This window comes from Acinetobacter sp. G11, assembly GCF_049808495.1.
Lineage (GTDB): Bacteria > Pseudomonadota > Gammaproteobacteria > Pseudomonadales > Moraxellaceae > Acinetobacter > Acinetobacter kookii.
On sequence record NZ_JBNCAT010000005.1, the window covers coordinates 140,755 to 147,362 of the forward strand.

General features: G+C 46.8%; 7 protein-coding genes. 4 read left to right on the top strand and 3 right to left on the bottom strand.

The window, feature by feature from the left end:
- Window positions 1-4 precede the first annotated feature (4 nt).
- Window positions 5-295, top strand: coding sequence for an STAS domain-containing protein (locus ACPUEY_RS03935; protein WP_092820738.1), 291 nt, complete (start codon window positions 5-7; stop codon window positions 293-295).
- Window positions 296-533: 238 nt separating this feature from the next.
- Here the strand turns inward: ACPUEY_RS03935 and ACPUEY_RS03940 are convergent, their stop codons facing one another.
- On the bottom strand, window positions 534-1,547 hold the full coding sequence (locus ACPUEY_RS03940; protein WP_092820740.1) for a CorA family divalent cation transporter: 1,014 nt from the start codon (window positions 1,545-1,547) through the stop codon (window positions 534-536).
- Window positions 1,548-1,696: 149 nt separating this feature from the next.
- Here ACPUEY_RS03940 and ACPUEY_RS03945 point away from each other — a divergent pair, with 149 nt between their 5' ends.
- Together ACPUEY_RS03945 and ACPUEY_RS03950 are read left to right on the top strand one after the other, a co-directional pair.
- Window positions 1,697-2,290, top strand: a complete 594-nt coding sequence (locus ACPUEY_RS03945) for a TIGR00730 family Rossman fold protein (RefSeq protein ID WP_171458660.1) — start codon at window positions 1,697-1,699, stop codon at window positions 2,288-2,290.
- A 2-nt stretch (window positions 2,291-2,292) separates the two neighbouring features.
- The gene (locus tag ACPUEY_RS03950; protein ID WP_425121208.1) at window positions 2,293-2,700 is read left to right on the top strand and encodes an NUDIX hydrolase; all 408 of its coding nucleotides are present in this window, start codon (window positions 2,293-2,295) and stop codon (window positions 2,698-2,700) included.
- An 85-nt stretch (window positions 2,701-2,785) separates the two neighbouring features.
- On the opposite strand, the gene ACPUEY_RS03955 is transcribed toward ACPUEY_RS03950, so the two are convergent.
- Together ACPUEY_RS03955 and recG are read right to left on the bottom strand one after the other, a co-directional pair.
- Window positions 2,786-3,418 (bottom strand): ComF family protein, encoded by a 633-nt coding sequence (locus ACPUEY_RS03955; protein ID WP_425121209.1) that lies wholly within the window; start codon window positions 3,416-3,418, stop codon window positions 2,786-2,788.
- A gap of 120 nt (window positions 3,419-3,538) precedes the next feature.
- Window positions 3,539-5,584, bottom strand: coding sequence for an ATP-dependent DNA helicase RecG (recG, locus tag ACPUEY_RS03960; RefSeq protein ID WP_425121210.1), 2,046 nt, complete (start codon window positions 5,582-5,584; stop codon window positions 3,539-3,541).
- Window positions 5,585-5,619: 35 nt separating this feature from the next.
- On the opposite strand from recG, the gene ACPUEY_RS03965 reads away from it, so the two are divergent.
- Window positions 5,620-6,426: an NAD-dependent epimerase/dehydratase family protein gene (locus ACPUEY_RS03965; protein WP_425121211.1), complete on the top strand. Its 807-nt coding sequence runs from the start codon at window positions 5,620-5,622 to the stop codon at window positions 6,424-6,426.
- Window positions 6,427-6,608: the final 182 nt, after the last annotated feature.

Here is a 6,608-nt window from a genome sequence, read left to right on the forward strand (position 1 = left end):
TTCAGTGATTCAATTCATTCATCAGGAATTGCAGGTTTCCGGCAAAATAGATTATGCCAATGCAGAGGACTATTACCAGCAAGGTTTGAAACTGATTCAATCGCAGAATCAGTTTCCTGTGGTGGTCAATCTGGCACAGCTGGAACAGGGCGGTACGCTGGCTTTGGCCGTATTGGTGCGCTGGTTGCGTCAGACCCCGAAAGCCCAAGGCTTACAGTTTAAAGCAGTCCCTGAGAAGATGCTGAAAATCATTCAGGCCTGTCATTTGCATGATGATCTGCAGCTGATTGCCTAATCCAATAAAAAAGCACCGCGAGGTGCTTTTTTATTGAGCTGAGCTTGTAAGAGATGAATATTGAGCAGTCCTCTCTCCCTGAGGGAGAGAGTTAGAGAGAGGGGATAAAATTAGAATTCTAGATTTCTTCCTGTAGCTAGATTGGCGCGTAAAGCAGCTTAGATAAGTAATGAAATTGATGGGATTTAAAATACCTCCCTCTAACTCCCTCCTGGAAGGAGGGAGGATAAATGATGCCTCAAATCCATTTTTTCCAGCGGAAATAGGCCAGCGGTCCTATAAAGAAAGCCGCTAAAATAATACTGACCATAATGAAGCTGGTGGTGCCTCGTGCAAAAGGTAGCACATCGGTATTCATGCCATAAACACTGGCAACCAGCATGGGTGGCGCGAGCATGCTTGGCAAGATCGAGAAGCGACGAATCGTATCGTTCTGTTCGGTATTAATGAATCCGGAGGTGGTATCCAGCAAGAATCGAACCTTCTGGAACAGGAAGGCATCATGTTCGACCAAAGACCGAACGTCTTCGCTGAGTTCCCGAATATCGGCATCGTAAATATGACTGCCCAAAGCACGTGGACGCGACAGGAAAGTCAGGACACGACGCAAATCGATTAAACACAATTGCGCTTTTCCGAGCATGTCTTCGAGTTGTGCCAGACGGGTAATCATGTCATCCAGATCGAGAATCTGTTCGCGATGGCGGTTGTTCAGCACTTCTGTGGAATACTTTTCCAGGTCCTTGTGGATATCTTCCAGAATATCCGCAAGCTCGTCCAGTTTGGCTTCCAGTAGTCCCAGCAGCACCCAGGTCGGGTCTTTGTAGTCAATCTCATAGTCATTGCGGCGGGCACGGGCACGAAAAGCACGAAAGGCCACCAGTTTTTCACCGCGCAGGGTAAACAGGCGCTCTTTATGCAGAATAAAAGCCACCGTTTGCACGGTTGCTAAAATGCTCGAATTGTCATCGGTTTCGCCATCGACCTGAAAATTTTTATTTTTCGTCAAAAAGTAGGTGCTGATATGTAAAATACCGTCATCATCACGGTAAAATCGTGCCGATGAAGAAATATCCTCTAAAGATTTTAGGGTGGGTAAATTTTGCTCATAAGCATCTAAGACCCATTGTTGTTCTTCTTGTGATGGGGCAATAAGATCGATCCACACTAAATCCGGGTGGAGATCAAAACCACCATTGATGGTGGCATCTTCCAAACTACCGCGCTCTGTGGCGTAAAAGGCTTCAAGCATGCTGTCTTTTCCCTGCGCAGTATAGGTTAATTGATGGGTGTATTTTAGACAAGGAATTGAATAAAAACACTGATTCAATCGCTTTTTTATTAAAAAATCTCCTGAAAATTTACTTTATTAATATGACATCTGTAAAACATGGTGAAAAAATGACGAAATCAATCGCAATTTTTTGCGGCTCTTCTATTGGGACAGATTCCATTTTTTTAGACACCGCGCAAAAAATGGGGCAGACCATTGCCCAGCAAGGTAAAACGCTGGTCTATGGTGGCGGCCGTTCTGGCTTGATGGGAGTAGTGGCCGACAGTGCTTTACAGGCAGGCGGAAAAGTCATTGGTGTCATTCCCAATGTATTGGTGGATCGTGAGCTGGCTCATCCGCATTTAACCGAATTGCATGTGGTGGCCAATATGCATGAACGCAAAACCAAAATGTCGGAACTGTCCGATGCCTTTATTGCACTGCCGGGTGGTGCAGGAACGCTGGAAGAGATTTTTGAGCAATGGACCTGGGCGCAGCTCGGTATTCATTTAAAGCCTTGCGCATTTTTAAATGTGGCCGGTTTTTATGATGATTTACTCAAGTTTATTCAGTTTACGACAGTGAAAGGTTTTACCCAGCCACGTTTTGCGGACAGCATTATTGCTTCGGACTGCATTGAAGAAATTTTGCAACAGTTTGACGCTTTTCAGGCACCACAGCCGAAATGGGGTATGGCTGATCAACAAGTGCTGGTGAAATAAAAATGAAAGTGATTACGGTAGCGGCTGCCATTATTTTAAATGAGCAACAGCAACTTTTAGTGGTACGTAAGCAGAATACTTCCTGCTTTATGCAGGTGGGTGGCAAGCTGGAACCCAACGAGCCACCTGAAGCGACCATGCTGCGTGAAATTCAGGAAGAAATTGGCTGTCGGGCCTCGATTGAGCAATTCGTCGGTCGGTTTGAAACTGCAACCGCCAACGAGCCAGATCATCAGCTGGTCAGCTATGTTTATCATGTAACTTTAGATCACGCCCCAAAAATTGATGCTGAAATTGCCGAGATGAAGTGGGTCGGTTTAGAGGATAAAACAACCCCACTGGCACCTTTAACCCGTGAAATTATCATGCCCTGGGTGAAGCAATTTTTAACAGAAAGCACGATGTCCTGATGGATAAAATAAATTCTTCCCCGCAAGGATGAGTATAGGCTTCCGCCAGGAAATAGGGGAAATCAGCAGACTTCCTTTCCTAGCTTTAAATCTCTGCACTGGCAATACAGGCTGCATAAATCTTTTGACAGCCCAATTGTTCCAGTTTCTGTTTTAAGGCATGCAGTGAACTGCCGGTCGTGACCACGTCATCCAGCATCAGTACCGTACGGTAACGGACGCGGGTTTTTGTGGCAATCACGAATTGCTGCTCAATCTGGTCAAGCCGTTCAATACGGCTCAAGCCTTTTTGCGAATGTTGGGCCAGTCGTGCAACCGGCTGCCAGACCGGAATCTTTAGCTGTTTTGCCAGGATTTTCGCAAGCACCAATGACTGGTTGTAGCCGCGTTCTGCCAATCGTTGACTGGAAATCGGCATCGGGACGATGGCCTGGATTTTGGGAAGCTTGAGGTCGATAAGTGAGCCAGCCAGCAGGTTTTGAAAGTGCAGCTGTTGTTCATATTTAAATTTTTGAATAATACGGTCCATTGGGTAGGCATAATGACAGGCCACCTGAATCTGCATTTCCTGTCGCTGGATGTTCTGTTTCAACCAGGGGAGTTGTTGCCAGCAGTCGGTACAGAGTGAATGATGACGTTGATGGTCTATGCCACAAAGTACACATGGAGAAAGCCGCTGCATGGCTTTGTGCAGTAAGGGAGGAATAAATGACAGCATATTTTTCTTCTTCTGATGAATATTAATTTTGCATAGGCAGTATTTAGGTAGCAAACAGCAGCATTCATGCTGCTGATACTGTAATCAATAATCCGCTAAATTGTTTAGGTAAAATTATTTTTATACATAGGCATAGCGCGGCGCTTCAGGTAACCAGCGTTTCAGTAAAGCCTCTGCATTTTCCGGATAGTCTTTCAGAATTTGCTGCGCAACATAATGCGCCTGATTCAGTAGATGATCATCGCGTTCTAACTTGGCTACCCGAAAGCCCATATCTCCGGTTTGTTTAGTGCCGAGCAATTCACCCGGGCCACGAATTTCCAGATCTTTTTCGGCAATGATAAAACCGTCATTGGTTTCACGCATAATCCGCAGTCGTTCCTGTCCATTTTGCGAAAGCGGATTCTTATACAGCAGGGCACAGAAACTGGCAGTCGCACCACGACCGACGCGACCGCGTAGCTGATGCAGCTGGGAAAGCCCCAGACGCTCGGCATTTTCAATCACCATGATGGATGCATTGGGTACATCCACGCCAACCTCAATTACCGTAGTGGCAATCAAAAGTTGCAGCTGATTGTCTTTAAATTGCTGCATTACCGCCTGTTTTTCATCGGCTTTCATCTTGCCATGCACCAGACCAATATTGAGCTGTGGAAAGCGTTCTTTAATTTCCTGATAAGTCGCTTCAGCAGCCTGTGCATCTAAAGTTTCCGATTGTTCCACTAAAGTGCAGACCCAGTAAGCCTGTTTGCCTTCGGCGCAATTGCGGGCAATTCGGCTGAGTACCTCTTCGCGGCGATCCAAGGGGATGGTGACGGTCTGAATCGGGGTACGGCCGGGCGGCAGTTCGTCAATTACCGAGGTGTCCAGATCACCATAAGCCGACATGGCGAGCGTGCGTGGAATCGGGGTAGCGGTCATCACCAGTTGATGCGGAGTCATGTTATTGGCACCTTTATTACGCAGCGCCAGCCGCTGATCGACCCCAAAGCGATGCTGCTCGTCAATAATCACCAGGCCGAGTTTGCTGAATTCGACATTTTCCTGAAACAGGGCATGGGTACCCACCACCAGATTTGCAGTGCCTTGTTTAATGGTTTGCTCGGCCGCTGTACGGGCTTTGCCTTTCTGTTTGCCTGAAAGCCAGGACACATTCAGGCCTAAAGGTTCAAACCATTTTTTAAAATTCAGATAATGCTGTTCCGCCAGAATTTCGGTCGGTGCCATCAGCGCCACTTGCCAGCCTTCTTCTAAAGCATGACAGGCGGCAACGCCAGCCACTAGGGTTTTTCCTGCACCGACATCGCCCTGAACCAGGCGCAGCATCGGCTTGTTCTGTTTTAAGTCCTGCACAATTTCCTTGGAAACCCGCTTTTGTGCACCGGTCAGGCTAAAGGGCAAGCTGTCCAATAACTGTTTGGCAAAATTCTTACTTGGACTAAAAGAAGGGGCGGCAATCTGCTGAATATAGGCACGCCGTGATAACAGACTGATCTGATGCGCTACCAGTTCTTCAAAAATCAAACGCTGCTGTGCCGGATGCGAACCTTGGGCCAGCTGTAGCATATTGGCATTTAGCGGCGGTTCATGAATATATTCAAGTGCCTGTTTTAGTGCATAACCATTGGTAAATTTTTCCGGTAACAATTCGGGCAGCTCATCGCTGTGCTGTTTCAGCGCCTGTTTGACATATTCACGCAGTTTGGGCTGGGTTAGGCCATCGGTTGCAGGATAAATCGCGGTGAGCTGGGTCTTCGGTAAGGGCGTATGTTCAGTAATGAGCTGAATTTCCGGATGATACAGTTCCAGACCCCGTGCACCCACGCGGACTTCACCAAAAATGCGCAAGTGGTTGCCGACCTTGGCACGATCGGTCAGGGCTTTATAGACATGGTAAAAACGCAAGGTGACTTTGCCGAAATCATCCTGGAGTTGTACGGCCATAGATTTACGCTTACCGGGCGGAAAATCGACCCCTTTAACGATTCCCTCCAGTAAATAGCTGCGCCCCACGACCAATTGGTTCATGGGGATGATCGTGCTACGATCTTCATAATCACGCGGCAGATGAAACAGTAAATCATCTGTGCTAAAGATATTTAGTTTTTCCAGTAATGCAGCAGAGGCAGTTCCTACCCCTTGCAATTGATGGACTGCAGCCATTCGCCCTCAACTTGAGTTAAATCATCAGGTGCTTAATGCATATATTATTTATAGGTTATGGTAAAACGTCTACCCGGGTTGCCAAACAATTATCTCAGCAAGGCCACCAAATTACCACAATCAGCCAAAGTCCGAAAACGGATGCTTATGCGACTCATCTGATTCAGGATGTGCATCAGCTTGATTTAGAGCATCTTGAACCGGTGGATTGGGTCTATGTTTTATTGTCGCCTTCACAAAGCACGGTGCAAGGCTATCAGCAGACCTATGTCGATTTGGTTCAGCCCATTGTAAATGCCTTAAAACAGCATCCGCTGCAAAGGATTGTGGTGGTGTCCTCGACCCGGGTCTATGGTGAAAATGCCGGTGAGCGCATTGATGATGAAACTGCTCTTCAGCCTGTAGATGAGCAGGGGAGATTACTCTGGAAAATGGAGCAACTTTACCAGCAGGCATTTCCCCAGCAATGTATTGTCATTCGCCCAACCGGGATTTATGGCATTTCTGTCGCGAGAATGATCAAGCTCGCAGAGAGCACCAAAACCTATGCCAATATTCACTGGTCCAATCGGATTCATATCGATGATCTGGCACGCTTTTTGGCTCACTTGCTTCACGTGGAACATCCAGAACCGTCTTATATTGTCACGAATAATCAGCCTGTGCCTTTACATGAAGTGATTCAGTGGTTTCAGCGGCAACTCAATCTGCCTGAACTGGCTGTTCAAAGCCAGAAGGAAACGGGTAAACGGATTTATGCGACGCGAATGCCTAAAACTGGATTTCAGTTAGAACATGGGGATTGTTTTGGGAATTATGCAGAATTGTTAAAGGTGGAGTGAATGTCACTCTAATATTTGAAGTTCCTCCTCCCTATGGGCATAGGTATCTACACATCTTTAGGTACCTAATGCAATGGTTGCGATTTCATTCAGTTCATCTATTGAATATTCTGAGAGCAGCTGAAGGGTGTTCAGTAAAATCGAAAGTCCTGCCAATATGGCAGGCGCACTTTCCAGCTTGC

Excerpts from the sequence above, each read along its gene's own strand:
- ACPUEY_RS03940 (WP_092820740.1), bottom strand. The coding sequence starts at position 1,547 with ATGCTTGAAGCCTTTTACGCCACAGAGCGCGGTAGTTTGGAAGATGCC.
- ACPUEY_RS03945 (WP_171458660.1), top strand. The coding sequence starts at position 1,697 with ATGACGAAATCAATCGCAATTTTTTGCGGCTCTTCTATTGGGACAGAT.
- ACPUEY_RS03950 (WP_425121208.1), top strand. The coding sequence starts at position 2,293 with ATGAAAGTGATTACGGTAGCGGCTGCCATTATTTTAAATGAGCAACAG.
- ACPUEY_RS03955 (WP_425121209.1), bottom strand. The coding sequence starts at position 3,418 with ATGCTGTCATTTATTCCTCCCTTACTGCACAAAGCCATGCAGCGGCTT.
- recG (WP_425121210.1), bottom strand. The coding sequence starts at position 5,584 with ATGGCTGCAGTCCATCAATTGCAAGGGGTAGGAACTGCCTCTGCTGCA.
- ACPUEY_RS03965 (WP_425121211.1), top strand. The coding sequence starts at position 5,620 with ATGCATATATTATTTATAGGTTATGGTAAAACGTCTACCCGGGTTGCC.